Source organism: Caulobacter sp. Root655, assembly GCF_001427665.1.
Classification (GTDB): domain Bacteria; phylum Pseudomonadota; class Alphaproteobacteria; order Caulobacterales; family Caulobacteraceae; genus Caulobacter.
In genome coordinates this window covers 1-25,656 of the sequence record NZ_LMHC01000002.1, presented here as the reverse complement: position 1 = coordinate 25,656, position 25,656 = coordinate 1, and the positions used below count along the sequence as shown (strand labels likewise).

Genomic DNA, 25,656 nt, shown 5'->3' with positions numbered 1-25,656 from the left:
GGTTTGAGCCAACTGAGCAGGCGAATGCTCGAGCCGCCAAGGAGGTGCTCACACAGCGCGACCCGGACGCCAGCCCGTCGCGCCGACGCCTGAGACCATGGTCGTGGTAGGCGCGGACGAAAAGTCGCTCGATACTCCGCGCGAGCGGCCGCGGCGACGCAACTCCGAGGCCGCCAGCGCCTTTCTTCCTTCATCCCGCTGGAGCCAACGACCATGGAACTCGGACGCCGCGATCTCCTCCTGGCCGCCGCCGCGCTGCTCACCGCCCAGGCCGGCGGGATCGCCCGGGCGGCGGGCGACCGCAAGATCGGCTACGCCATCGTCGGCCTGGGCTCCTACGGCCTCAACACCATCCTGCCGCAGTTCGCCAACTGCGAGCACAGCCGCGTCACGGCGCTGGTCAGCGGCGACCGCGCCAAGGCCCTGGCCACGGCCGCGCGCTACGGGGTGCCGGAGCGCTCGATCTATTCCTACGAGACCTTCGACCAGATCCGCGACAATCCCGACGTCGACGTCGTCTATGTCATCCTGCCCAATTCCATGCACGCCGAGTACACGATCCGCGCGGCCAAGGCCGGCAAGCACGTGATGTGCGAGAAGCCGATGGCGGTCTCGGTGGCCGAATGCGAGGCGATGATCGCCGCGTGCAAGGCGGCCGGGCGCAAGCTGATGATCGGCTATCGCTGTCATTTCGAGCCATACAATCTGGAAGCCATGCGACTGGCGCGGGCCGGGGCCGCGGGCAAGATCCGCTACGTCCGCTCCGAGCATGGGTTCGTGCAGCGCGATCCGTCCAAATGGCGCCTGAAGAAGGCCCTGTCGGGCGGCGGTTCGCTGATGGACATGGGCGTCTATAGTCTCCAGGCGGCGCGCTACATGACCGGCGAGGAGCCCATCGCGGTCACCGCGCGGGAGTCCACCGACCGCGCGGACCCGCGCTTCCACGAGGTCGAGGACATGATCGAATGGACGCTGGACTTCCCCTCCGGGGCGATCGCCGGCTGCATGTCGATGTATAGCGCCAACCAGAACCGCATCCTGCTGATGGGCGACCAAGGGCGGATCGAGCTGGAGCCGGCGACCCGCTACGGCGGCAACCGGATGTGGACCGGCAAGGACGGCCGCGAACAGGAGGCGCCCACCCCGCCGCCCGGACCGGGTCGCACCCAGTTCGCCGGCCAGCTCGACCACATGGCGCTGAGCGTGCGTAGCGGCGCCGAGCCGATCGTCTCCGGCGAGGAGGGTCTGCGCGACATGAGGATCGTCGAGGCCATCTACAGGTCCGCACGCGAAGGACGAACCGTCAAGCTGTAGCGCCACCGCACCTGGGGTTCGAGGTCACCGCGGGCGCGCCAACGCCTGACCGGAGTTGTCCGTGACCTCTTGTTCGCGGGGCGGCAAGCCCCAGATTTAACTCTCCTACAGGAGATTGGCTTGAATTCACCGTTCGAGGGTCATGAGGTCGAAGCTCGGCTGCGCCCGTCCGCCGACGCCTATGCGTTCGACCTGAACCGTGCGCTCTCCTCGGTCGTCGCTCTGGAGGCGCGTGTTCCCGCCGACGCGTTCACGGCCTCGATCCTCGGCACCGAGCGCCTGGGCAACGGCGTCGTCATCGGCCCTAACGGCCTGGTGCTGACCATGGCCTATCTGGTCACCGAAGCCGGGGACGTCACCCTCACGCTTAACGACGGCCGCCGCGTCTCCGCCCACGTGCTCGGCACGGACGCGCAGACCGGCCTGGGGCTGGTCCAGGCGCTGGAGCCGCTCGACCTTCCTGTCCTGCCCCTGGGCACGTCGCGCGGCCTGACGGCCGGCAGCCCGGTCATCATCGCCGGGGCCGGCGGACGTTCGCACGCGGCGGCGGGCCAGCTGCTCGCCCGCATGCCGTTCGCGGGCTATTGGGAATATCTGCTGGACGACGCGCTCATCACCGAACCGGCTCACCCGCACTGGAGTGGCGCGGCTCTGATCAGCCCAACGGGAGAGCTGGTGGGGCTCGGCTCCCTGAGCCTGGAACGCCAGGCCCAGGGCGGGGTCCGGCAGCCCATCAACATGTTCGTGCCCGCCGAACTCCTGCCGCCGATCCTGGACGACCTGGCGCGCGGAAAGGCGCCGCACCCGCCGCGTCCCTGGCTCGGCGTGTTCACGCAAGAGTTGGAAGCCCATGTCGTCGTGGTCGGCGTCACGCCCGGCGGACCGGCGGCCCGCGCCGAACTTCGGGCCGGCGACGTGATCCTCGCCGTGACGGGCGCGGCCGTTTCCGATCTGGCGACCTTCTACACCCGGCTGTGGCAAGAAGGACCGGCGGGCGTGACCATCCCGCTGCGCATCCAGCGCGAGCAGGACGTCTTCGACGTCGAGATCCGGTCCGTGGACAGGAACACGCTGCTGAAGAAGCCCCGGTTCAACTGACGCCCTCCCCCTACCCCGCGAAGAACCGCGCGAAACCCTTGTCGGTGACCCGCGCCAGGGTGGCGCGGTAGTCGTCGTAGTGCGCGCCGCCGGCGGCGATCCGCCCGAACGTGGGCTCGGCCACGCGGCGCAGCGGGATCAAGGCGACCGGGGCGGCGGCGGGGGTCAGGTGGCTGCCGTGGCCGGCCTGCAAGGTGGTCAGCATGCCGTACATCTCGCCGCCGATCACCGGCCGGCCCAGGATGATCAGTCGGAACTGCCCTTGCTCGTTGGTGATCAGATAGGTGTGGCCCGACTGGTTGGACAGCGACACCATCCCCTTCTGGGTGAACTCGGCGTCCTGCCGCGCGGCCTCGCGGAAGGCCAGGCTGGACGAGGCCTCGTCCCAGGCGATCTCGGTGCGGTAGGCGTAGACGGCGGCGGGGTCCTCGAACGACGGACGCAGGGTCAGGTACTCGCCCTCCAGCCAGGCTACGGCCGCCCGCGAATAGGCGCCCAGCGCCTCGGGCGCGAGGCCCGCGAGCGCGGCCGGGGCGGCGCGGACCGGGGTCCACAGCGGCGCGCCCAGCGCTTCCTCCAGCCGGATGGTGGTGGCCAGGGTGAAGGGCCGGCGTCCGGCCAGGGCCTTTTCCAGCGTCGAAATGCTGATCCTGGCCTGGTCGGCCAGGTGCTGGCGCGAGATCCGCCGCCGGGCCAGCTCCTCGCGCACCCGGGCGGCGATGGCCTGGCTCTGCTCGGTCGAGAGGTCGGCTTCCGGCGTCGGGGTCATTCGGGAGTCCATACGAATCCGCACATTTCCGCACACTGCGGCACGGCCTGGGCGCCTGCAAGGTCTTCGCCGGAGGTCCTGCACGGACTCCGCACGAAGAATGCAAATCGTGAGGCTCGCGGCCGGCGCCCGGTGTGAAGACAAGAGAGATCTCTCGCTTTCGAGATGAGGAGATCTTCCATGTCCGTTCCTGACGTCGGCGCGCCGCGCGGCCCGACCCGGCCCCGCGTCGCCACCCTGGCCGCCCTCGCCCTGCAGCGCGGCGCGGCCGGATTGATGCTGGTGCTGGCCCTGCTGGCCGCTCTGGTATTCTGCCGCGAGAGCTTCGCCGCCGAGCCCGGTGACGTGACCTCAGGCGCCCTGATGATGCGCGCCCATGACGCCAAGAAGGGGGGCGGCGACCAGGTAATCCAGGCGGTGCGGCTGGGGACCGACATCGACATGACCGTCAGCGGCCTGACGGTGCGCACCCGCGTCACCCAGGCCTTCCGCAACACCACCAACCACTGGGTGGAGGCCGTCTACGTCTATCCCCTGCCCGACGACGGCGGGGTCGACACCCTGAAGATGGTGGTCGGCAACAAGGTGATCGTCGGCGAGATCAAGAAGAAGGCCGAGGCCCAGGCGATCTATGACGCCGCCAAGGCCCAAGGCAAGAAGGCCAGCCTGGTCGAGCAGAACCGCCCCAACATGTTCACCAACGCGGTCGCCAATGTCGGTCCCGGCGAGACAGTGCTGGTGCAGATCGAATACCAGGCCCCAGTCGCGGTTTCGACCGGCGAATATTCCCTGCGGGTCCCGCTGGTGGTCGCGCCGCGCTACAGCCCGGCCGGCCAGGCGCCGACGCCGGAAGCCAACGCCCCGCTCGTCGATCCGCGCGTCCACGCCGCCGTCAATCCGGTGACCATCACCGTCCACCTGCGCGCCGGTTTCCCCCTGGCTGGCGTGACCAGCGCTACCCACGCTGTCGACGTGCGGGGCGAACGCGGCGGCAAGGTCGTCACCCTGGCCCTGGGCAAGACGCCGGCCGACCGCGACTTCGTCCTGACCTGGCGCCCCATGCCGCTGAAGGCCCCCAGCGTCGGCCTGTTCCACGAGAAGGTGGCCGGCGGCGACTATGTCCTGGCCCAGGTGACCCCGCCGATCTCGACCCGTCCCGGCCCGCCGACGCCCCGCGACATCGTCTTCGTGATCGACAATTCCGGCTCGATGGGCGGGGAGTCGATGCGCCAGGCCAAGGCCAGCCTCGCCTACGGCCTGGCCCACCTGAAGGCCGGCGACCGCTTCAACGTCGTACGCTTCGACGACACCCTGACCGTGCTGTTCCCCGACACCGTCGAGGCCGACGCCGCCCACGTGGCCAAGGCCCAGAAGTTCGTCGCCGGCCTCGACGCCAGCGGCGGCACCGAGATGATCCCGGCCATGACCGCCGCCCTGAAGGACGCCCGCGCCGCCGACGCCGGCCGGGTCCGCCAGGTGGTGTTCCTGACCGACGGCGCGATCGGCAACGAACAGGGTCTGTTCGACGCGATCAGCGCCGGACGCGGCCGCTCGCGGGTGTTCATGGTCGGCATCGGCTCGGCTCCCAACACCTTCCTGATGAGCCGCGCCGCCGAACTGGGCCGGGGAACCTTCACCCATATCGGCTCGACCGACGGCGTCGAGGACGCCATGCGTCGACTGTTCGACAAGCTGGAGAGCCCGGTGGCCACCAACCTGGTCGCCAGCTTCGAGGGGACCACCTCCGACCTGGCCCCGGCCGTCCTGCCCGACCTCTATCGCGGCGAGCCGGTGACCGTGGCCGCCAGGCTCGGCGCGATGAAGGGCGTGCTGAAGATCAGCGGCATGATCGACGGCAAGCCCTGGGAGACCCGTGTCTCGCTGAAGGACGCCGAGCCGGGCAAGGGGATCTCCAAGCTGTGGGCCCGTCGCAAGATCACCGACGCCGAGGTCGCCCGCAGCCTGGTGCAGATCAGTGAGGAGGAAGCCGACGCCCGCGTGCTGGCCCTGGGCCTGGACCACCAGCTGGTGACCAGCCAGACCAGCCTGGTGGCGGTCGACAAGACCCCGTCACGGCCGGTCGACGAACCGCTGGTCCGCGCCGACCTGCCGCTGAACCTGCCGGCCGGCTGGGACTTCGACCTGCTGTTCGGCGGCGCCAGGCACGGGGCGGACAAGGTCGACGCGGAAGCGGGCCAGCAAGTCGCCGAGCTTGACCTGCCCCAGACCGCCACCAACGCGCCGCTGATGATCGTGCTCGGTCTCTCCCTGATGGGGCTGGGTCTGGGTCTGGGGGCCGGCGGCTGGTTCCTGGCGGGCCGGAGGAAGGCGGCGTGAGCCTGATCGGCAAGATCGCGGGGGTCGCCATGCGGCGGCTCCCGTTCCTCCTCCCGGCCGGGCTGGTCATGGCCGTCGGGCTGGCGCTCTGCGGCCAGGGCCTGTGGATCCACGCCAAGGCCGGGGTCGCCCAGGTGTTGCTGGAGCGGGCCTTCGCCCAGTCGGTGCGCACCGGCCAGCCGGTCAAGCCCTGGCCCTGGGCCGACACCTGGCCGGTGGCCAGGATCGCCTTCCCCCGCCAGGGCAAGAGCGTGATCGTCCTGGCCGGAGCCAGCGGTCAGGCCCTGGCCTTCGGGCCCGGCCATGTCGACGGCACCCCCGCCGCCGGCGATCCCGGCACGGCCGTCTACGCCGCCCATCGCGACACCCATTTCGCCCTGCTAGGCCAGGTGAAGACCGGCGACGCCATCGAGATCACCCGCATCGACGGCCGCGAGGCCCGCTTCGAGGTGGTCGGCGCCTGGGTGGTTCGCTGGGACGCCTCGGGCATAGATCCCCACGCCCCGGGTCGGAACCTGGCCCTGGCGACCTGCTGGCCGCTGGACGCCAAGACCCACGGCCCGTTGCGCTACCTCGTCTGGGCCAAGCCGTCGAAGGCCTAGCCCAGACGGGAAGGATCAGAAGGTCGCCGTCAGGCGAACATCGGCGCGCCAGTCCCCAGCGTCCGTGCTGGGCGCGCTCTTCATGGCGTAGCCGGCGGTGGCCGAAACGCTGAAGCTGTTGGCGACGCGCACGTCCAGGCCCAGGCCGGTCGACACCGGCTTGGACTCGGCGCCCGAGGCCTTGTCCTTGCCGTAGCCGGCGTCGAGGAAGGCGAAGGGCGCGACCGTCACCGGGCCGAAGGCATGGTTGAACACCGCGGCGCGCAGTTCGTTGCGCAGGACGAGGCCGCGATCATAGGCGCCGTCGTCGAGGCTGTAGCCGCGCACCAGGCTGGAGCCGCCCAGGCCGATCCGCTCGCTCTCGGGCAGGGCGTCGGACGAGACCTGCGCGATCACCTGGGTGATCAGGCTGACGCCGCCGCCCACGCCGCCCAGGCGGGTGACCCGGTCGTAGGCGCCCTGCAGATAGACGTAGTCGGCCTTGGTCACCCGGCCGCTGGAATAGGTCTTGAACGCCGTGGCGGTGTTGCCGTCGCCGAGACCGCCGGGGCTGGCGTGAAGGGTGATATCGACGTCATAGCGGCCGAAGCGGTCAGCGCCCGCGTCGCTCCAGCCCGCATAGAGTTGATAGACGTCGATCGGCTGCGACAGCACCGAGGTCGCGCCGAAGAAGATGTCGCGCTTCTGGTGCTTGAGCTCGACGCCGGCCGACAGGTCGCCGGGCAGGTTCGAGAAGTTCGACAGGGCCGTGACGTAGCCGACGGTGAACTCGGCCGTCTTCTGCTTGATGTCGAAGGCGGCGACGGCGGCGTTGCTCTCGACCACGCTTAGGGTCGCCTCAATGGCCTGACGCGGGGCGATCGGCACGAACAGGCGGGCCGCGTGGCTGGCGTATTTCGGATCGCTGGTCAGGCCGTCGCTGCCGCCGGTGAACTGGTAGGACAGCACCGTGTCCTGGCCCAGCAGGGCGCTGGCGCCGACGAAGTAGCGGTCACGGCCGGTCGAGGGCGTGCCCGAATTGGCGTAGCCGCCATAGACCCGCCACGGGCGGCTTTCGCGAACCTGAAGCTTCAGGTCGCTGTCGCCCAGGCGCTGGCCGGGCGTGAAGACAGCGTCCGCGCGGCGGAAGGGGTTGCGGTTCAGCCAGTCCAGGTCCTGCGCCAGGTCGTCGCCGTTGATCGGCTGGCCCGGCACGGCGCGGACCCGGCCGGTGACATAGTCCGCACGGGTGCGCTCGCCGCCCTCGACCTTCACCTGGCCCAGGGAAAACTCGATGACGCGGAACTGCACCACGCCCGAAGTGATCTCCTGCTCCGGCGTCTGCAGGGCGACGAACGGATAGCCTTCGCCGCGATAGTAGCCGGCGATGGCCGCCTCGATCTCGGCGATCAGCTTCTTGGACAGCTTCTGGCCCAGGAAGGGCTTCAGCAGGGCCTGGCCTTGCGGGGTGTTCAGCCGCGCCACGGCGCTGGCGTCAACGCCGGAGACCGGACCGCTGACCAGCGGGCTGGACGGCCCCAGCAGCACGACGCCGCTGAGCGCGGGGCCGATCGGCGTGGCGTCTTCCTGCGAAGCGACGGCGTTGGGGCCCAGCTTCAGGACGTCGGCGCCCACCGCGGGCGGCAGGTTGCGTTCGACGGCCTGGGCGTGGGCCGCGGTGGTGGCGGTCACGGCGCAGGTCGCGCCGAGCAGCGCCGCCAGCCCGAAGGTGGCGGTGCGGGCCTTGTTCAGCGTGCTCATCAGAAATTGAAACCTTGGAAGTGGATGGCGCCGGACGTGGAACCGCCCTGCGAATACGGAGCGGGGGGGCAGGTGTCGTTGGTCGAGCAGGCGCTGTCGGTCCCGCCGTCCTGCTGCTCCTGTTGCGACGACTGTTCGTCCTGGGCCAGCTGGAAGCCAGCGCCGCCGTCGACCGGGTCCTGGGTCCCGACCTCCGGGCCGCTGCCGGCCGCTCCGCCGCCTTCGGCGGGGATGTACGGGATAAGCACGTTCTCGACCGGGGGGATACCCAGCAGGATCGTGAACACCGCGGGCTTGAAGGCGATGGCGTAGTTGCCGCCGGCGCTCAGCGTGCCCTTGGTGATGCCGTAGGTCCCGACCGTCTCGCCGACGTCGCGCGTCAGGTCGCCCGTCAGGCTGTCGCCCGCGATCAGCGTTCCGGCCACGTAGGTCAGTTTCGGGTCGACGTCGTTGCGGTTCTTGGTCTGGTCGTTGGCGGTGATCGCCAGGGCCAGTTGGCTGATCTGGCCGATCTGGCCGGTCGCGCTGGTCGAGGCCAGGACATAGTTGCCCGAACCGGCGCCGCCGAGGCTAACGCCGCTGGCGGTCACGGTCTTGCCCGTCCCGGCGTTCTTGTCGGCATAGGCCGCGCCAGTCGAGCTCGCCGTCACGACGTCGCCGGCGATCAGGCCGGTCAAGCCGTAGTTGCCCGCGCCCAAGGTGGCGGCCGTCGTGCCGTCATAGGTCTTGGTCACCGCGCCCGTCAGGCCCGCCGTCAGGGTCTTGGCGTCGATCTGGCCGATCGCGGCCGAGGCCGTGGTCGAAGCCAGGACGTAGTTGCCGGCGTCGGCGCCGCCGAGGCTGACGCCGCTGGCCGTCACCGTCTTGCCCGTGCCGGCGTTCTTGTCGGCATACCAGGACGTAGTTGCCGGCGTCGGCGCCGCCGAGGCTGACGCCGCTGGCCGTCACCGTCTTGCCCGTGCCGGCGTTCTTGTCGGCATAGGCCGCGCTGGTCGAACCGACGCTGACCGTGTCGCCGGCCACCAGGCCCGAGAGGCCCAGAGTGTCGCCGAGCGTGGCGGCCGTCGTGCCGTCGTAGGTCTTGACCACCGTGCCCGTCAGGCCCGCCGTCAGGGTCTTGGCGTCGATCTGGCCGATCGCGGCCGAGGCCGAGGTCGAGGCCAGGACGTAGTTGCCGGCGTCGGCGCCGCCGAGGCTGACGCCGCTGGCCGTCACCGTCTTGCCCGTGCCGGCGTTCTTGTCGGCATAGGCCGCGCTGGTCNGCCAGGACGTAGTTGCCGGCGTCGGCGCCGCCGAGGCTGACGCCGCTGGCCGTCACCGTCTTGCCCGTGCCGGCGTTCTTGTCGGCATAGGCCGCGCTGGTCGAGGCGACGCTGACCGTGTCGCCGGCCACCAGACCCGAGAGGCCCAGAGTGTTGCCGAGGGTGGCGGCCGTCGTGCCGTCATAGGTCTTGGTCACCGCGCCCGTCAGGCCCGCCGTGAGGGTCTTGGCGCCGATCTGGCCGACCGCGGCCGAGGCCGTGGTCGAGGCCAGGACGTAGTTGCCGGCGTCGGCGCCGCCGAGGCTGACGCCGCTGGCCGTCACCGTCTTGCCCGTGCCGGCGTTCTTGTCGGCATAGGCCGCGCTGGTCNGCCCGTCGTGCCGTCATAGGTCTTGGTCACCGTGCCGGTCAGGCCCGCCGAGATGGTCTTGGCGTCGATCTGGCCGACCGCGGCCGAGGCCGTGGTCGAAGCCAGGACGTAGTTGCCGGCGTCGGCGCCGCCGAGGCTGACGCCGCTGGCCGTCACCGTCTTGCCCGTGCCGGCGTTCTTGTCGGCATAGGCCGCGCTGGTCGAGGCGACGCTGACCGTGTCGCCGGCCACCAGGCCCGACAGGGCCAGGTGATCGGCGACGGTCGCGCCCGTCGTGCCGTCATAGGTCTTGGTCACCGTGCCGGTCAGGCCCGCCGAGATGGTCTTGGCGTCGATCTGGCCGACCGCGGCCGAGGCCGTGGTCGAAGCCAGGACGTAGTTGCCGGCGTCGGCGCCGCCGAGGCTGACGCCGCTGGCCGTCACCGTCTTGCCCGTGCCGGCGTNTGACCGTGTCGCCGGCCACCAGGCCCGACAGGGCCAGGTGATCGGCGACGGTCGCGCCCGTCGTGCCGTCATAGGTCTTGGTCACCGTGCCGGTGAAACCCGCCGTCAGGGTCTTGGCGTCGATCTGGCCGATGGCGCCCGAGGCGGTCGCGGAGGCCAGGACGTAGTTGCCGTTGGCCGCGCCCGACAGGGTCAGGTCGCCCGCGGTCACGGTCTTGCCCACGCCGACGTTCTTGTCGGCGTAGTTGGCCGCGCCGGAGACGCTCACCACGTCCTCGCCGACCAGGCCGTCCAGCGCGAAGTTGCTGGCGTTCAGCAGCGCGCCGGTCGCGCCGTCGTAGGTCTTGGTCGTCGAGCCCGTCAGGCTGGCGTTGATCGTCTTGCGACCGATCTCGCCGAGGCCCGTCGCCGTGAAGGACGACACCGCGTAGTTGGCGCCGACGCCGTCCGCGAGATCGACCTCGACGCTGCCCGTGAGGGCCTTGCCGACGCCCGCGTTGGCGTCGGCGAAGGCCAGGTCGCCGATCGTCGGCGACAGGACCTCGCCGCCGACCAGGCCTTGCAGGGCGCCGGCGTACTGGTCGCCCGTCAGCCCGGCCGCGCCGTCATAGGTCTTGGAACCGGTGACGGTGGCGGTCACCACGGCGCGGTTGATGTAGCCGATCTGGCCCGTCGCGCTGGTGTCGGACAGCACGTAATTGGCCGCGTCGGCGCCGCTCAGCGCTATGCCGTCGACGGTGACGGAATAGGCGCTGGCGCCTTCATTGCTGCTCGAGACGTCGGTCGGGCGAACCCGCTCGGAGGGCTCCGGGTTTTGCTGATAGACGCCGGTGGCCGGGCCATTCACGCCCACCACGTCGCCATCGAGCACGCCGCTCAGGCTGTAGTTGCCGTTGGTCAGGGTCGCGGTGCTGGTGGTGTCGTAGTTCTTGACCGCCGAGCCGACCAGGCCGACGTCGATCATCCGCTTGTTGACGGTCAGGGTGTTCAGCTTGACGACGCGATAGGCGCCGCCGCCGGCCCGGGTGACCGTGCCGCCCGCGATGTCGAAGGCGTAGGTCCCGGCGTTGGTGCGATCACCGAAGACGTTGGTGATGGTGGCGTCGGTCAGGATGTCGCCGCTGCGCAGCGATGCGTGGCTATTGATCGCCGGGTTGATGTGATCGCCGTAGGTCGTGGTGGTGCGTGCATCGATGAGCAGCACGTTGTCGGCGACATAGAGTTCGGCGAAGTGGGCCAGGTTGTCGCTGGAGGCGCCGGCCCCCGACCCGGTGACCCAGATGTCGGTGCTGAAGCCGCTGTAGACCTCGTCGAACTTGGTTTCGTCCTGCAGGTCCGCGGTGCTGTAGCCGATGTTTCCGTCTTGGCTGCTGAAGCTGGAGTCGCGGCCCATGGCGGTCAGGTCCGCATTGACCGTGGTGCTCCAGCGGCCGTTGTGGAGCGAACCGCCGTCGGCGTAGCCGACCAGCGCCCCGACCTTGTTGTCGCCGGTCACCGTGCTGGTGTTGAGGACCGTGGTGATGGAGCCGCCCGAGTTTTCGCCGACGATACCGCCGACCTTGTGCGTGCCCTGCGCGGCCCCGGCGGAATAGCTGTCGCTGATGCTGCCGGCGTTGAAGCCGGCGACGCCGCCCACGGTGTAGCCGGAGACCGAGCCGCGGAAGGCCGAACCCAGGATGTTTCCACCGTTGTAACCCACGAGCCCGCCAGCATAGGAGCCACCCGTGACCAGGTCGCCACTCACCGTCGCGGAACTGCGGACGTCGCGGACGTCGCCGTAGTTCCTACCGGCGATCGCGCCGACCCGGCTGCCGGCGGCGCCGGTCATCGATCCGCCGACCAGGGCGAAATCGTGAACGAGCGCCCCTTCCTGGATCACGCCGAACAAGCCGATATCAGCGGCGGCGCTGTTGATCGTCAGGCCGGAAATCTGGTGGCCCGCGCCGTCCAGTTGACCATAGAAGTGGCCGATGCTCGAGAAGCCGCCGGCCCCGAACACGCTGCTGCCGCCCGCGTTGGTCTCGGCGGCCGAGAAGTCAGCGCCCAGCACGTAGCTGACCTCGGAATTCAGGGCCATCAGCTGCAGCTGGTGGACGTTGTTGATCGTCGTCGAATATTCGCTCTCCAGCAACGGACGCAGGCCGGCGACGAACGCCCACTTGCCGTTGTCGGTGAAGTTGTAGCTGTCCGCGTCGAAGGCCTGGGCGCGGGTCAGGCCGGTGACGCCGTCCGTATTGGCCTGGTCGTCGCCTCGGGCGACGGTCACGCCGCTGGAGTCCGTGTCCCAGTAGAGGTTGGAGACCACGCTGCCCGTGTAGTGGCCGAACAGGCCGCCGGCGACACCGCCCGACACCGCGCCGGTGGCGTAGCCGTCATGGATCTGGATGCCGGTGTCCATGGAACCGATCAGGCCGCCGGCCCAGCCCCGCGACCCGGTCGCCGTCACCGAGCCCGTCGAATAGACGTAGCTGACCTCGACGAGACCCGACATGACCTGGCCGATCACGCCGCCGACCTTTTCGGCGCCCGTCACCGCGCCGGTGGCGTAGCTATCGCTGATCCCGAACGACGACAGGTAATACTCGTCCTCTTCGTCGTCGTAGTAGCTCGAGCCCTGGATATAGCCGACCAGGCCGCCGACCGCTTGCCCGCCGGTGACCTTGCCCGTGGCGTAGGACTTGTAGACGATGTCGCTGCTGTTGGAGTCGGCGCTGTTCATCGCGCCGATCAGGCCGCCGACACGGTCAATGCCGGTGACGTCGCCGCTGGCCCAGCTGGATTCCACGTTGGTGCCGTGGCCGGAGAGGCCGATCAGGCCGCCGGTGTTGAAGTCGCCCGTCACGGCGCCCTTCGTGTAGGAGGTCAACACGTTCACGCCGCCACGGGTATAGCCGATCAGGCCGCCGGTCGCGGACTGGTTGTCGTCTATCGCGTTGTACTGCGCCAGGTAGTAGTCGGCGTTGGTGTTGAAACCGCCGGTGACAGCGCCGGTGGCGTAGCTGTCGGTGAGGTCGGTATTGCCGGCCGCGCCGACCAAACCGCCGACCTGATGATGGCCGGAGACGTCGCCGCTGGCCCAGACATTGGTGAGGGTCGAGCCGTAGATGTCGCCCACCAGGCCGCCGAAATAGAGGCCCGCGCCGCCGACTGCGCCGGTGGCGTGGCTGTTGGTGATCTGGGTGTAGATGGCCGTGCCCACCAGGCCGCCGACCTTTTCGACCAGGGGTGCGCCGTCTTCGTCCACGCCGTCGATCCGACCGGTGACGTCGCCGCTCGCCGAACCGTAGTCGATGCTTCCCGTGGTCAAGTCACCGACCAGCCCGCCGGTGCCATAGCCGGCGCCGCTGACGTCGCCGCTCGCCTTGGCATAGGAGAGCGTGCTGTTGCTCGATTGGCCGACCAGACCGCCGACGCGATCCGTGCCGGTGACGTCACCGCTCGCCGAAACCGTATTCAGCGTCGAGCCCTGAGCCTCGCCCACCAGGCCGCCGGTGTTGTTCAGCCCTGTGACATTGCCGCTGGCCCGGCCCTCGTTAAGGGTCGCGTTGCCATACATCCTGCCGACCAGGCCGCCGGTGTTGTTCTGGCCCGCCACCAAGCCGGTCGCCGAGACTCTCGTCAGCACGACGCCATTGCCCTGTCCCACCAGGCCGCCGGTATTGTCATCCGTGCCCGTGACGCCGCCGGTCGCCGAAGCGTCGGTGATCTGACCCGCCTCGCCGTAGCCGACCAACCCGCCGACTTGCCCGCCGCCCACGACCGCGCCGCTCGCGACGCTGTTGTTGATATTGGAACCGACACTCAAGCCGACCAGGCCGCCGACCTTTTCGGCGCCGCTCACCGCGCCGCTCGCCGTCCCGTAGGAGACGTCGCTGTCGAAGGCGCCGCCGATCAGGCCGCCGACCTTCTCGGCTCCCTGCACCGCACCGCTCGCCGTCCCGTAGGAGACATTGGTGCTGGCAGTCAAGCCGATCAGGCCGCCCGTGTATTGCCGGCCCGTCACGTCGCCCGTCGCCTCGCCACGGACGATGGTGGCACGGTAGGTTGAGCCCACCAAGCCGCCGGTGAAGTCGCCGCCGGTGACCGATCCGCTGGACGCGCTGTCCTCGATCGTCGTTCTGTTGGCGTAGCCCAGCAAGCCGCCGGTCCCACCGTCACCATCATTGGTGACGGTCATGGACGAGGTGACATTGGTGATGCTGGCGCCCTCCGCGCCGCCGGCCAAGGCTCCGGCGTACTCTCCGCCCGCGACCGAACCGGTCAGGTTGAGGTCGCGCACCGCGCCGCCGTCGATCATGCTGAACAGGCCGGCGTTGTCGCCACGCTCGACGCGCAGGTTCGAGATCGTGTGGCCCAGGCCGTCGAAGGCGCCGTACAGGGCGGCGTTGGCGAACAGGCCGTCGGCCGAGGCCGAGGCGTCGACGTCGCGGCCCAGGGCGTAGTTGCCGGTCGCTTCGCCATCGGTGTCGCCGTTCAGTCGTTGCAGGTCGGCGTAGTTGTTGACCAGCAGGTAGGTGGTGATGGTCGCGTCGTCGTCGTTGTGGTTCTGGTAGCCGCTGTTGATCGTGACGTAGTCGGCGTAGTCGGCGCTGTTGGTGAAGATATTGACCGTGCCGTTCAGCAGGTAGGCGTTGTCGCCAAAGGCGACGACGCCGGTTCCCGTGCCGGTGTTGTCGGCGCGCAGGTCGATAACGCCGTCGCCGTTGGCGTCCAGGTCGCTGTTGATGACCACATCGCGGAACGCGCTCAGCGTCAGCTTGTGCCCGCCGGCGTTGAGGGCGTCGTCGGCGTCAACGACGATGTCGCCGACGTGGGTCGTGATGGTGACGTTGGTGCGGCCGGCCATGGCGCCATTGAGGGCGGTCGCCTCGGCGTCGCCGATGTTGAACCCGTCCGCGTCGATCCGCCAGTCATTGGCCGAGACCTGCGAGCCGGCGATGGCGACCTGGGCGCCCGACATCTGGACCGAGGCGCTGGCCTCGATCACGCCGCTGGACTCGACGTTTCCGGCGCCGGCGGTCAGGAACACCCGGCCGTCCGTGCTGTTCTCGGTGATGCTGGTGGCCGAGACCAGGTCGCCGACATTGCCGGCCAGGGCGTAGATGTTGCCGCCGTTGGCCCGCAATTCGATCTCCGCCGCGGCGATGGCGCCGGCGTTGGTGACGGAGGTGTCGGCCCCGCCGACCTCGACGACGAACTTGCCGTCATTGGCCTTGGCGTCGCGCATCAGCACCTTGCGGCCGGCCGTCAGACCGACCGTGCCTTGGTCGGCGGTGATCGAACCCTCGTTCCGGACCGTGGTGGCGATCAGGGCGACGTCGCCGCCCAAGGCGCCGATCTGGCCGTAGTTGACCACCAGGCCCGCGCCGGGTCCTTCGAAGGTCATCGCGCCGCCGGCCAGGAAGTTGGCGTCGCTGACATTGAGCGCCGAGGCCACGAAGCGGCCGCCGACATTGACCGTGCCGTTGGCGCCGATGATCACGCCGTTGGGGTTGATCAGATAGACGCTGCCGGTCGCGTTCAGCATGCCGTCCAGGTTGGAGACGTTGGCTCCGGTCACCCGGTTCAGCGTCGCGCCCGCGCCGTTGTTGAACGACACCGAGTTGTTCTGGGCGATCGAGAAGTCCGACCAGTTGATGATCGCTTTGTCGCTGGTCTGGCTGATGGTCATCGCGCCGGGGCCGGTATAGCCGATCGTCGCCGATCCCGAGGCGACGTTCCCGCCGCTCGGCAACGCCTGGGCCGCGGCGGCCGAAGCCGCCATCATCAGGGGCAGCAGCGAGAGGGCGAACAACGACCCTTGTTCGAGATGGCGACGACGGGACATGCGGCGAAAGCTCCTGAGAACGGCGAATCCCGGCGCGCGCGTCGGAAAGCTTGGCCTTAGAAGACAATCGAACAGCGTTCGCCATGCTCCCGCGTCTCACCCTTGAGACATCGCGGAACCAAGCCGGCGCGCTAAAAGACAGTTGCCCTAACGTCAGCTAATCAGCTGATCTCGTTCAGCAACGCGTCCCATCGCTGACGTGAGATTTCGGCCCGCTCGCCAATGGTCGTGGCCTGTCGAAGCTGCCGCCGGTACTCGCCCGGGCTGGCCGCGAACGCCGCGCGAAACAGGCGGCTCATATGGCTTTCCGACTTGAACCCGCAGGCGTGGGCGATGTCGGCCAGCGAGCGCGCGTCCGACGGATCGCCGAGCGCGGCCCGCAGGCGGACCAGACGGCGGGCCTGGATGACGCCCCCTACCCCGCCCTCGGCCTGGAAGATGCGATACAGGGTCGCGCGCGAGACACCGGTCGCCTCACCGATGATCTCGGCGGTGAGTTCGGTGTTCAGGTTGGTTTCGATGAAGCGCTTGACCGACTCGCGACGCGCGAACTCCAGCCGCCGAAGGTCGGCGCCGCGCCCCAGCTCGACACTGCCCGCCGCCACGGTCAGGAGGTCGATGAAGGCGCGGGACACAGCCGGCAGATCGGCCTCGCCGATCTCCGGCGCGCGAACCGCCAACGACTTCATGTAGTCGGCCAGCAGCAGGGCCTTGTCCTGGTCGATGACCCGTCCATGCAGGCCGGCCGTCGAGCCCAGCGCCGCCTGCAACACCTCGCGCGACACGCTGGCGGTGATGACCCGCGCCGCCGTGGCGCGGTTGCGCATCGGCCGGGTCATGTCGAGCAGGACGATCCGGCCGGGCTCGATCCATCCGAAGTCGTTTCCGCTGTCGACCTCGTACAGACCGTCGGCGACCAGCTGGACCGTGAAGTGGTCGAACTGGTCGCGGCGCACCCGCTCGGTGGAGCGTTCATGCCCCACCCCAGCCAGCCGACGGTCGAACAGCAGGATGCCGGCCAGCCGCCAGCCCGTGACCTCGGCGAAGAAATCTCCGTCCAGGCCGGTGACGTCGGCGCCGGAAGAGTAGAGGTCGCGATAGAGCTCGAAGTCCTGGGCCGGATCGGTCTCGGACGTGAACCGCATGAACTGCTCGGCCATTACGCGTCGACCCCGCGGGTCTCCGCGGCCCGCACGACGCGCGCCCAGGCCTTGCGGCTGCCCCAGGCCAATGACGCGGCGACGGCGGCGGCCACGGCGGTCGTGCTGAGCAGGGCCTTGCCCAGTTCACCAGGGCCGAACACCCGATCACTGAGCAGGCCGATCACCGGCGGGCCCAGGCCAAGCCCCATCAGGGTGGTGACCGCGAAGAAGATCGCGTTGGAAACGCCGTGGGCGTCGGGCGACATCCGCTGGAACATCACCAGGAACGCCACGGCCGCCGCGCCGCCGAACACCGTCAGCATGAACAGGCCCAGACTCATGGTGATCATGGACGGCGCCAGGCACAGCAGGGCGGCGCCCACGACGCCCAACGCCAGGGTGACGACGACCACCAGGCTGGGCGAACGGCCCGTTCGCCGGCAGACGTCCACCAGCGCCCCTCCCAATCGATGTCCCAACGGCGCGCCAAGGACGACGATCAGTCCACTGACGATACCGCTCCGCGCCGACGACAGTCCCAACTCACGTTGCAGCAGGGTCGGCATCCAGGCGCTCACTGCCTGGATCAGCACGATCACGCTACCGGCGGCGGTCAGGTGGGCGGCGAAGGCCAGCGGCCAGGCGCGCAGCCAACCCAGGGCGGGCAGCAGCGAGGGCGAGCGCGGCGGGGGGGCCGGCGCCCGACCTCGGCGATCGGTCAGCAGCAACGCCACGGCGACCAGGAGGTTGGGCAAGGTGCTGAGGAAGAACAGCACCCGCCAGGTTTCGAATCCGGGAAGCGTCCCGCGCATGAAGGGCGAGGCGATCAAAGCCAGCAAGGCGCCGCCCAGCAGCATGGCCCCGCCGCGGCCCACGGCCGAGCCGGTGGTGAACACCGAAATGGCCCGCCCGACCCGCTCGACGGGCGTCCTGGCGACGATCACCGACAGGGCGGCGGGCGCCACGGCCGCCTGGAATAGGCCCAGCATCAGCCGGCAGACCACCAGCTGTTGCCAGCTGGTGGCAAGGCCGAAGCCGATGCTCGCCAGGGTCCACAGGACAATGCTGATCGCCAGCAGCTTCAGATGCGGCGCGCGGTCCACGACCCGGCCGAAGGCCAGGGTCGCGACGACGAAGAACAGCACGAAGGCTGGGCCTTGCAGAAAGCCCAGCGCCGTATCGCTCAGCGCGAACTGCTGCTTGAGGATCGGCAGGACCAGGGCCGGCAGGTTGCGGTCGGCCGTCATCAGGAAGTGAGTCAACGCCAGCAGGCCCAACGGCGCGGCGGACGCGACGCGGGTTCCGCCCAAGCGGTCTTGTTTGTTGAAAGTGAGCACCGTCATCCCCCCGGATCTTTGTGCTTAAGCCACGGGCGGAGATGTTGCGCGTATACGCGCGGTGCTCACACCGGGATCGGGGCAGGCGCCCCGCTTCGGACGCCCAGAGGGTGGAGACTCAATCATCGACAACTCTGGATTAACAGCGTTCGACAAACGCAGACCTGGGCTCCCGCGTCAACGCGGCGCCCCTTCCGCACGAACGGTGGGGCGACTTGACGCAGGTTACGCTAGGTCAAGCCTTGGCGAGTTTCCTGGCCGCAGCGACAGGCCGTAGGTCACGGAGTTGGCGCCGAGCCCCGGGTGGATGTCGAAGCCACCAACCAAGGCCCGCAAACCGGCGCGCAGCTCGATCTTGGCGATCTTCATGCCGCCGCAGACCCGCGCGCCCGTCGAGAACGGGAAGTAGCCGGCGGGCGGCGAAGCGGCCGCCCATTCGGGACGCGCCGGGTCGAAATCGAACGGCCGGTCCCAGCGTCTCGGATCGCAATGCAGGCCGACGAACGAGATCGCCAGCGGTTCGCCGGCCGCGAAGGTCTCGCCGCCGATCGTCCGGCTGTCGCGGCTGAAGCGGGTGACGAACGGCACCGGCGGGAACAGGCGCAGCAGCTCGGCGATGAACGCCTCCAGGCCCCGGCCGCCGTCGTTCCGGTGATCGTGGATCGCGACCGCCAGCGCCGGCCGCCCGGCCAGGACATGCGCCGCCCACATCAGGCTGGAGGCCGTGGTTTCGCTGGAGGCGATGATGTTCTGGATCAGCTCCTCGCCCGCGTCGAACCCCGGGATGTCACGCCCCCGAAGCGCCAGGCTGGCCAGCACGGCTTGCAGGTCCGCATCGGCGGCCCAGAGGTCGAGGATCTCCCGGCGGAGCGCCGCCAGACGGCGCTCGACGTCGTCGAAGGCCGCCGCCTGGGCGCCCGCGAAGGCGATCCACTGCCTTAGCACCAGCAAGCGCCGCACCCTGATCAGCCAGTCCTGGTCCCAGGCGATCGGCCGGGCCAGGCCGAAGACACCGGACACCACCTCGAGCGCGGCGCCGACGAAGGCGCCATAGAGTCCATCCCGCCCCTCCCCCCCGCGATCCGCGGCGTGGGCGCGCAAATGCGTGCGGTAGATGTGCTCGACCGCCGTGTCGTCGAAACGGACCATGTTGCGGGCGTAGCTGGGCTGGGTGAGGCGGACCCGCGCCGCCCAGTCCTCGCCGTTGGCCGTGAACCGTCCCTCGGCGAAGGCCGACAGGAAGTCGTAGTTCTTCGGGAAGGCCGCATGATCCATCAGGACCGCCCGGGCCGCCTCCGGATTCTGGACCAGCCGGATCGGAAACGCGCCAGCCGGAATGTCGCCGGCCGCGATCCTGTAGAGCTGGGTCGCCAGGCCGTCGAGGCCCCGTTGGGCGACGACCTCAGGATCCACCGAGGACACCTTGCCGGCGGCCCAGGATAGGCGGGCGTTTTTTGTCGGGACGGCCATCGAGGAAGGCGCGCATGCGATAGACCGGCAGGTCGGCGCAGACGTGCGAGATGCCACGGATCAGGGCCGGCAGGTCGGCCGGGTTGTCGGCGATGAAGACCGACAGGATCACCGCGTCGCCCTTGGCCCAATCGGGCGCCGGGATCGGGATCTCGCCGCGCCGCCACGCCTCCGCCTGCTGGTGTCCCACCCGCAACCAGCCGCCATAGGCCACCAGCCGGCCGTCGCGGATGGCCATCAGGTTCGCGCCATGGATCAGCTGGCCCATCAGCACGTCGACCATCAGCCCCAGCGAATAGCCGAGGAACGGCGGGTGCTGGGCGACCTTTCGGACCACCGCCGAGAAGGCGATGTCGCCCATCGCCCCGACCTCCAGCCGCAACGGCCCCGGAGGCTTGGGCTTGAAGATCGCCCCGTCGATCGCCGAGTCGGACATTGCAAATGGGCCCCCGCCCCGAATGGAAGGTCGAGGAGGGACCAAAGTTTCGGGAAGAAGTCCAGAAGCGATCGGCGGGCGCCAACGCGCCGCGCGCTCACTTCCCGGCCGCCGGCTCCGGCTCGGCGATGTTCAGGACGTTGGGGTCATAGACCCACTCGACCGCGTCCGAGCGCGCCTCGGCCCCCGCGCCGGCCTGGACGGCGATGCGGTTGACGCCAGGCCGCAAGGCCACGTCCGGCCAGACGGCGATATGGTCCTGGACCGGCGAGGTCCCGACCACGACGCCGTTCACCGTCAGGGTAGCCTCCGGGCGGTTGCTGTAGACCTTGACGTCGGCGCGCGGCACGACGCGCGGCCCCTGCCGGCGATGGGTGATGTAGACCATCGGCTCGGTCGTCCAGTTGGCCTGGTACCAGTAGTAGGCGTCCTTGGGCGTGCGACGGTCGTGGCTGACCAGGCCCTTGTCGTTGACGCCCGGCCGATCGCCTTCATTGCGGCCGTCCGAGGCGAAGTCGAACCCGACCCAGACGAAGCTGGCCCAGATGAAGGGCCGATCGCGCAGGTCGCGCCAGTTCTTCTCGTGATAGAGCGCCTGGTAGTGCTCCGGGTGGAAACCGGCCGTGGTCTCCGGCCGCCGCGCCGGATCCTGCTGGTGAAGAATGCTGGCGCCGGCTCCGTATTCGCTGACCGCCATCGCCCGCCCCGGCGTCTCGCGATGCACGCCGTCGGCCCAGGTCCCGATCGTCTCGCCCTTGTCCGGATACCAGCCGTAGTAGCGGTTGTAGCCGATGACGTCGGTGTGGGTGGTCAGCCGGTCGGTGTCCGAGGCGCAGCAGTGGGCGTAGACGGTCGGCCGGGAGGGATCCTCGGCCCTGGCCAGCGCCTGCAACGCCGCCAGCGCCTGGTTGGTGGCCTCGTCGGCGGCGTAGACCTCGTTGCCCAGGCCCCAGACAACCACCGATGGATGGTTGTAGGTCTGGCGGATGAGCTCCCGCAACTGCTGCTCGAGATTGGCGAGGAACTCGGGCTCGTATCCGACCTTGCTGTTGAACGGGATCTCGGTCCAGACGACCAGGCCGGCGCGATCGGCCAGGTCATAGGCCTTGGCGGGATGCTGGAAATGCACCAGCCGCAGGCCGGTCACGCCCATGGCCTCCATCAGGCGGAAATCCTCGGCGACGTCGTCGTCCGACACCGCCAGGCCGACGCCCGGACGGTCCAGGTGCAGGTTCACCCCGTGCACCGCCAGGTGCTCGCCGTTCAGGAAGAACCCCTTGTCCGGGTCGATGCGGGTGGTGCGCAGGCCGAGCGGGACGCGCACGGCGTCGGTCTCGCCGCCCTCGACGCCGGACACCGTCGCCACCACCGCGTAGAGGTAGGGATCCTTGCGGCCGTTCCAGGCCCGGGGCCTGTCGATCGCCAGGGTCTGCTCGACCGGCGTCGTCGCACCGGCGGCCAGCGGCGTCACCGAGGACGCCTGGGCCACCAGCCCGCCCTCGGCGTCGAGGATGCGGGTGGTGACCCGCGTCCGCCGGGCCGCCGACGCGTCGTTGCGCACCCGGGTGGTCACCCGCACCGTGGCGCGCCCCGACGTCATCGAGACGGTGGTCGCATAGACGCCGGGTCCGCCATCGTCGAGCGCGTCGACGTGGAGCAGCGGCGTGCGGATGAGGCTGACGCCGCGATAGAGCCCGCCGAAGATCGTGAAATCGCCGCCCAGCGGCGCGATGCTCGGGCTGGCGCTGTTGTCGACCCGCACCGCCAAGACGTTGCGGCCCGGCCGGACCCATGCGGTGACGTCGAACCGGAACGCCGCGTAGCCGCCCTCGTGACGGCCGACCCTCTGGCCGTTCAGATAGACATCGGCGACCAGGGCCGCGCCGTCGAACTGCAGGAAGTAGCGACTGGGGGTCGCGCCGTCGGCGGTGAAGAACGCGCGCCGATACCAGCCGGGGCCCCGATAATAGCCGCCGCCATCGGCGCCGTCCGCGCCGTTGAAGGTGTGCGGCAGGGTGACCTTCAGCCAGTCCTTGGGGTCGAAGGCCGCGACGGGCGCATCCGCCGAGTCGCCCTTCTGGAACCGCCAATCCTCGTTCAGCGAAGCCTGTTGGCGCCCGTCAATGGCCGCATGGCCCCTGGTCGGCGACAGGATCCCGGCCATCAGCAAGACCACCAGGCCGGCGAACCAGGCGAAACGCATCGTCGTCATCTGTGCGGTCCCGGTACGCTGGGCGAATATCAGTTACCGGTAACTTTCCACCAGGGCGGCGGCCCGTGTCCATCCTGTTCGTCACTGGACGCGGCGGGCGCGCCGCTACCACCCACGTTCCTCGACCTCCGGCCGCGCCGCATAGCCGCGCTCGACATAGCCGAAGCCGTCGAAGTCGGCCGGCCGCGCCGTCCCCGACAGGTCCTGGCACGCCATGCCGACGAAGGCGCCGGTGAAGTTGGGCGCGCCGGGCGCCGTGGCCTCGTCGGACAGGATGCTGGCGTCGAACACCTCCGGCAGCCAGGACCAGGCCTCGCCGTCCAGGCTCCAGGCGAAGCGCAGCCGCTCGAAATCGACCTCGACGCGCAGGTGGACCAGGCCCGCGTCCGGCAAGGCGACCGGCGCGGTGAAGGCGTCGGCCTGGGGGCTGTCGGGCAGGGCCGACATCACCTGCAGATGGCGGCCATGGACCTCGTCGCGCGACACGAACAGGTAGTGGAACTTGTTGGCCCCGTAATAGCAGACCAGCCCCGCCGCCTGCTGGAAGTGCTGGGGCGCGAAGTCGACGACGGTGCGGGCGCTGTAGCAGTGGGCTTGCTGGCGGCGGGCCACCAGGGCCTGGCGATACTGGCTGCCCATGGTCTCGCGGCCGAACAGCCGCAGCCAGCCGGGGCGCGCGGTCAGGCTGAACAGCTCCTGCGGGAACGGCGAGCGCAGCCACTGGAAGTCGATCGGCAGGTCCGGACCGTCGAAGTCGGTCCAGGCGGGCGGCATGGGCCAGGGCGCGGCGGGCAGGTCCGGCCCCGGCGGGGTCAGCTCCGGGTCGCCGGAGCCGTCGCGGGTGCGTAGCCAGCCGTCGTCGCCCCAGGTCATCGGCTGGATCGCCGTCTCTCGCCCCAGCACGCAGCGTCCCCGGTTGGGCAAGGGCCGGCCGCAGAGATAGGCCATCCAGGTCTGGCCGTCGGGCGTCTCGACCAGGTCGGCGTGACCGGCCCGCTGCAGCGGCGCATGCGGCCGGTCGCGGGCGGTCAGCACGGGGCCGTCGGGATGGAGTTCGTAGGGTCCTTCGAGCGTCCGCGACCGCGCCATGGTCACCGCGTGCCCCCAGCCGGTGCCGCCCTCGGCGGTGATCAGATGGTACCAGCCGTCGCGCTTGTAGAGGTGCGGGGCCTCGGTCAGGCCCAGGGGCGTGCCGGTGAAGATCATCTGGCGTTCGCCGACCAGCGAACCGGCGGCGGGGTCGTATTGCTGGGCGACGATGCCGGCGAAGCGGTTGCGGCCGGGCCGGTGGTCCCACAGCATGTTGAGCAGCCACTTGCGGCCGTCGTCGTCATGGAACAGCGACGGGTCGAAGCCGCTGCTGTTGAGGAACACCGGGTCCGACCACGGCCCCTCGATACTGTCGGCGGTGACTAGGTAGTTGTGGAAGTCGCGCAAGGACGCGCCCGAGGCCCCGCCCACCGTGGTGCGGCCATAGCGCTTGACGTCGGTATAGATCAGCCAGAACCGGCCGTCGGCATGGGTCAGGCACGGGGCCCAGACGCCGCAGCTGTCGGGCGCGCCCAGCATGTTCAACTGGCTGGCCCGGGTCAGGGGCCGGGTCAGCAGCCGCCAGTTCACCAGGTCGCGCGAGTGATGGATCTGGACGCCCGGGAACCACTCGAAGGTCGAGGTGGCCACGTAATAGTCCTCGCCGACGCGAATGATCGACGGGTCGGGATTGAAGCCGCGCAGGATGGGGTTCTGGATCATTGAGGTCATGACGAACTAAACCGCAGGAAGGGGCGCGACAGGTGCGTGGGGTGACCTGGCCGGATCGCGGACCAGGGTCCACAGCAGCACCGCGCCCAACAGGTCGAGCACGCCAAGGGCCACGAAGAACGGGCTGTAGCCGACGGTGGCCACCAGGCCGCCGATCAGCAGCGAGAAGATCAGCACCCCCAGATTGCCAAACAGCCCGGCCATGCCGGCCACCGTAGCCACCTCGCCGCGGCGGAACAGGTCCGACGACATGGTGATCACCGTCACCGACAGGGTCTGGTGCGCGAAGCCGCCCAGGCACAGCAGGGCGATGGCGACATAGGGGCTCTGGACGCCGCCGACGAACATCATGCCGGTCATCATCACCGCCCCCAGGGTGAAGGCCCAGCGCCGGGCGTTGATCAGGCTGACGCCGCGCTTCTGCAGGAACAGCACCACCACCGGCCCGAACAGGCAGCCCAGGTCGGCGGCGACGAACGGCAGCCAGGCGAAGAGCGCGATCTGGGCCAGGTCGAAGTGGCGCACCGTGGTCAGGTACAGCGGCACCCAGAAGGCCAGCGTCCCCCAGGTCGGATCGGCCAGGAAGCGCGGCAGGGCGATGCCCCAGAAGTCGCGGCGGGCCAGCAGCTTGAGGATCGAGGGCTTGCCCCCTGCCCCCTCCAGGTGCGCCTCCTGGCCGGCGACGATGTGCTGGCGCTCGGCGTCGGACAGCGCCTTGTGCCGCTCGGGCGACTGGTAACAGGCCAGCCATAGCGCCACCCAGAGAAGGCCCAGCCCGCCGGCGACCACGAAGGCGGCCCGCCAGTTGTAGGCGATGATGGCCCAGGCCACGAGCGGCGGCGCCAGCACCGAGCCCATCGACGCGCCGATGTTGTAGACTCCGCCCGCCAGGCCGCGCTCCCTGGCGGGAAACCAGGTCGACACCGCCTTCATGCCCGCCGGATGGGCGCTGCCCTCGGCCAGGCCCAGCAGGCCACGCAGCCCCATCAGGGCCGGCCAGCTGTTGGCCAGGCCGTGGGCCATGGTGATCAGCGACCACGCCGTGGCGAACAGCGCGAAGCCGTACTTCAGGCCGATGGAGTCCAGCACGTAGCCGCACAGCGGCTGCAGCATGACCCCCAGCTGGAAGACGCCGGTGATCCAGGAATATTCCTTGGGACCGATGTGCAGGTCGGCCAGCACGGTCGGCGCGGCGACGCCCAGGGTGCTGCGGGTCAGGTAGTTCAGCACCGCGCCCAGCATCACCAGGCCGATCATCCACCAGCGGAGGTTGGCGATCTTGCGGCTCATGGGCTTGGCCTTGGTTCGAGGTCGGCCGCGCGGATCAGTTCCAGCACGTCGACGATGATGACCTGCATGGCGGCCTGGGCGGCCGCGGCGTCGCGGGCCAGGATCGCGTCGGCCACGTCCTCGTGCGAGGGGATCGAGGCGGTGTGGCCCTTGATGCGGTTGGTGAAGCGGATCGAGATGCGCAGGGCGGTGTTCACCAGCTCGTGCAGGTCGCGGTAGAACGGGTTCTTGGTGGCGTTGAGGAT

Annotated in this window: 16 protein-coding genes and 4 pseudogenes; 4 read left to right on the top strand and 16 right to left on the bottom strand. The window is 69.7% G+C overall.

All coding sequences use genetic code 11. From position 1 onward, the window contains the following. Positions 1-213 precede the first annotated feature (213 nt). Both ASD79_RS04785 and ASD79_RS04780 read left to right on the top strand, forming a co-directional pair. Positions 214-1,314, top strand: coding sequence for a Gfo/Idh/MocA family protein (locus ASD79_RS04785; protein WP_056719916.1), 1,101 nt, complete (start codon positions 214-216; stop codon positions 1,312-1,314). A gap of 120 nt (positions 1,315-1,434) precedes the next feature. Continuing rightward, complete coding sequence (locus tag ASD79_RS04780; RefSeq protein WP_056719915.1) at positions 1,435-2,412, top strand: S1C family serine protease; 978 nt, start codon at positions 1,435-1,437, stop codon at positions 2,410-2,412. Between the two features lie 10 nt (positions 2,413-2,422). Here the strand turns inward: ASD79_RS04780 and ASD79_RS04775 are convergent, their stop codons facing one another. After that, on the bottom strand, positions 2,423-3,181 hold the full coding sequence (locus ASD79_RS04775) for a helix-turn-helix transcriptional regulator (RefSeq protein WP_056719914.1): 759 nt from the start codon (positions 3,179-3,181) through the stop codon (positions 2,423-2,425). Between the two features lie 180 nt (positions 3,182-3,361). On the opposite strand from ASD79_RS04775, the gene ASD79_RS04770 reads away from it, so the two are divergent. Beyond that, a complete protein-coding gene (locus ASD79_RS04770; protein ID WP_056719913.1) occupies positions 3,362-5,518 on the top strand; it encodes a marine proteobacterial sortase target protein in 2,157 nt (718 codons plus the stop codon). Beyond that, complete coding sequence (locus tag ASD79_RS04765) at positions 5,515-6,120, top strand: class GN sortase (protein ID WP_082584810.1); 606 nt, start codon at positions 5,515-5,517, stop codon at positions 6,118-6,120. The genes ASD79_RS04770 and ASD79_RS04765 overlap by 4 nt, the downstream gene beginning before the upstream one ends. A 15-nt stretch (positions 6,121-6,135) precedes the next feature. On the opposite strand, the gene ASD79_RS04760 is transcribed toward ASD79_RS04765, so the two are convergent. The 15 genes and pseudogenes from ASD79_RS04760 to ASD79_RS04710 all read right to left on the bottom strand — a co-directional run. Beyond that, positions 6,136-7,860: a ShlB/FhaC/HecB family hemolysin secretion/activation protein gene (locus ASD79_RS04760; RefSeq protein ID WP_056719912.1), complete on the bottom strand. Its 1,725-nt coding sequence runs from the start codon at positions 7,858-7,860 to the stop codon at positions 6,136-6,138. Then, positions 7,860-8,642, bottom strand: a complete 783-nt coding sequence (locus ASD79_RS25495; protein WP_368664858.1) for a YDG domain-containing protein — start codon at positions 8,640-8,642, stop codon at positions 7,860-7,862. Before ASD79_RS25495 ends, ASD79_RS04760 begins: the two co-directional genes overlap by 1 nt. A gap of 21 nt (positions 8,643-8,663) precedes the next feature. Continuing rightward, positions 8,664-8,756, bottom strand: a pseudogene (locus tag ASD79_RS25490) (YDG domain-containing protein); the annotation flags it as partial. A 10-nt stretch (positions 8,757-8,766) separates the two neighbouring features. After that, positions 8,767-9,121 (bottom strand): annotated as a pseudogene (locus ASD79_RS25485) (YDG domain-containing protein); the annotation flags it as partial. Between the two features lies 1 nt (position 9,122). Next, positions 9,123-9,491: pseudogene (locus ASD79_RS25480) on the bottom strand (YDG domain-containing protein); the annotation flags it as partial. A 1-nt stretch (position 9,492) separates the two neighbouring features. Continuing rightward, positions 9,493-9,935, bottom strand: a pseudogene (locus tag ASD79_RS25475) (YDG domain-containing protein); the annotation flags it as partial. Position 9,936: 1 nt separating this feature from the next. Next, positions 9,937-15,700, bottom strand: a 5,764-nt coding sequence (locus ASD79_RS25470) for a GLUG motif-containing protein (protein ID WP_368664857.1), incomplete at its 3' end; no start/stop codon positions are given. Between the two features lie 224 nt (positions 15,701-15,924). Next, positions 15,925-16,908, bottom strand: a complete 984-nt coding sequence (locus tag ASD79_RS04745) for a helix-turn-helix domain-containing protein (RefSeq protein ID WP_235524329.1) — start codon at positions 16,906-16,908, stop codon at positions 15,925-15,927. Positions 16,909-16,922: 14 nt separating this feature from the next. Further along, entirely contained in the window at positions 16,923-18,248 is a 1,326-nt protein-coding gene (locus ASD79_RS04740) for an MFS transporter (RefSeq protein ID WP_056719908.1), read from the bottom strand. A gap of 219 nt (positions 18,249-18,467) precedes the next feature. After that, entirely contained in the window at positions 18,468-19,655 is a 1,188-nt protein-coding gene (locus ASD79_RS04735; protein WP_056719907.1) for a cytochrome P450, read from the bottom strand. Beyond that, a complete protein-coding gene (locus tag ASD79_RS04730; RefSeq protein WP_056719906.1) occupies positions 19,645-20,148 on the bottom strand; it encodes a hypothetical protein in 504 nt (167 codons plus the stop codon). The genes ASD79_RS04735 and ASD79_RS04730 overlap by 11 nt, the downstream gene beginning before the upstream one ends. Positions 20,149-20,245: 97 nt before the next feature. Then, a complete protein-coding gene (locus tag ASD79_RS04725; protein WP_156400377.1) occupies positions 20,246-22,360 on the bottom strand; it encodes a glycoside hydrolase family 2 protein in 2,115 nt (704 codons plus the stop codon). Positions 22,361-22,465: 105 nt separating this feature from the next. Beyond that, positions 22,466-24,121, bottom strand: coding sequence for a glycoside hydrolase family 43 protein (locus ASD79_RS04720; protein ID WP_156400376.1), 1,656 nt, complete (start codon positions 24,119-24,121; stop codon positions 22,466-22,468). A 6-nt stretch (positions 24,122-24,127) separates the two neighbouring features. Next, positions 24,128-25,411: an MFS transporter gene (locus tag ASD79_RS04715; protein WP_056719904.1), complete on the bottom strand. Its 1,284-nt coding sequence runs from the start codon at positions 25,409-25,411 to the stop codon at positions 24,128-24,130. Continuing rightward, a partial coding sequence (locus ASD79_RS04710) for an FCD domain-containing protein (protein WP_156400375.1) occupies positions 25,408-25,656 on the bottom strand: 249 nt, incomplete at its 5' end. The genes ASD79_RS04715 and ASD79_RS04710, both read right to left, overlap by 4 nt.

Bases quoted from the DNA above. Each gene is read 5' to 3' on its own strand.
- ASD79_RS04770 (WP_056719913.1), top strand. From the start codon at position 3,362: ATGTCCGTTCCTGACGTCGGCGCGCCGCGCGGCCCGACCCGGCCCCGC.
- ASD79_RS04725 (WP_156400377.1), bottom strand. From the start codon at position 22,360: ATGACGACGATGCGTTTCGCCTGGTTCGCCGGCCTGGTGGTCTTGCTG.
- ASD79_RS04760 (WP_056719912.1), bottom strand. From the start codon at position 7,860: ATGAGCACGCTGAACAAGGCCCGCACCGCCACCTTCGGGCTGGCGGCG.
- ASD79_RS04740 (WP_056719908.1), bottom strand. From the start codon at position 18,248: ATGACGGTGCTCACTTTCAACAAACAAGACCGCTTGGGCGGAACCCGC.
- ASD79_RS04720 (WP_156400376.1), bottom strand. From the start codon at position 24,121: ATGACCTCAATGATCCAGAACCCCATCCTGCGCGGCTTCAATCCCGAC.
- ASD79_RS04715 (WP_056719904.1), bottom strand. From the start codon at position 25,411: ATGAGCCGCAAGATCGCCAACCTCCGCTGGTGGATGATCGGCCTGGTG.
- ASD79_RS04745 (WP_235524329.1), bottom strand. From the start codon at position 16,908: ATGCGGTTCACGTCCGAGACCGATCCGGCCCAGGACTTCGAGCTCTAT.
- ASD79_RS04730 (WP_056719906.1), bottom strand. From the start codon at position 20,148: ATGTCCGACTCGGCGATCGACGGGGCGATCTTCAAGCCCAAGCCTCCG.
- ASD79_RS04785 (WP_056719916.1), top strand. From the start codon at position 214: ATGGAACTCGGACGCCGCGATCTCCTCCTGGCCGCCGCCGCGCTGCTC.
- ASD79_RS04775 (WP_056719914.1), bottom strand. From the start codon at position 3,181: ATGACCCCGACGCCGGAAGCCGACCTCTCGACCGAGCAGAGCCAGGCC.